The sequence below is a fragment of the Sulfuriferula multivorans genome (assembly GCF_003851125.1).
Lineage (GTDB): Bacteria > Pseudomonadota > Gammaproteobacteria > Burkholderiales > Sulfuriferulaceae > Sulfuriferula > Sulfuriferula multivorans.
In genome coordinates, this window is sequence record NZ_BGOW01000080.1 from 1 (window position 1) to 729 (window position 729).

Annotated in this window: 1 protein-coding gene; it reads left to right on the forward strand. The window is 64.9% G+C overall.

Annotated elements, in window-relative coordinates:
- Positions 1–729, forward strand: a 729-nt coding sequence (locus EI185_RS17630) for a methyl-accepting chemotaxis protein (RefSeq protein WP_223247927.1), incomplete at both ends; no start/stop codon positions are given.

Here is a 729-nt window from a genome sequence, read left to right on the forward strand (position 1 = left end):
CGAGATTTTAGCCACCACCACCCAGGTTGCCTCCGGCGCGGCCGAGACAGCCAGTGCGGTGAGCGAGACCACGGCGACGGTTGAGGAAGTCAAGCAGACCGCCCAGGTGGCAAGCCAGAAGGCGCGCTACGTCTCCGACAGCGCGCAGAAGACCGCCCAAGTCTCGCAGACCGGAAGCAAAGCGGTGGAGGACGCGATTGCCGGCATGCAGCATATCCAGGAACAAATGGAATCCATCGCCGAAAGCATCGTGCGGCTGTCCGAACAAAGCCAGGCTATCGGCGAGATCATCGCCACCGTCAACGACCTGGCCGAGCAGTCGAATGTGCTGGCGGTGAACGCCGCCATCGAAGCAGCCAAAGCCGGCGAGCACGGCAAGGGTTTCGGTGTGGTGGCGCAGGAGGTCAAGAGCCTAGCCGAGCAGTCCAAGCAGGCCACCGCCCAGGTGCGCGCGCTTCTGGGCGATATCCAGAAAGCCACCGGCGCCGCCGTGCTGGCCACCGAACAGGGTCACAAGGCGGTCGAGGCCGGGGTCAAGCAGACCACGGAGACCGGCGAATCCATCCGCCTGCTCGCTGAGAGCATCCATGAAGCGGCACAGGCGGCCACGCAGATTGCGGCATCGAGCCAGCAGCAGATGGTGGGTATGGACCAGGTGGCGCTGGCGATGGAAAACATCAAGCAGGCCAGCGTGCAGAATGTCGCCGGCACCCGGCAGGCGGAAGTCGC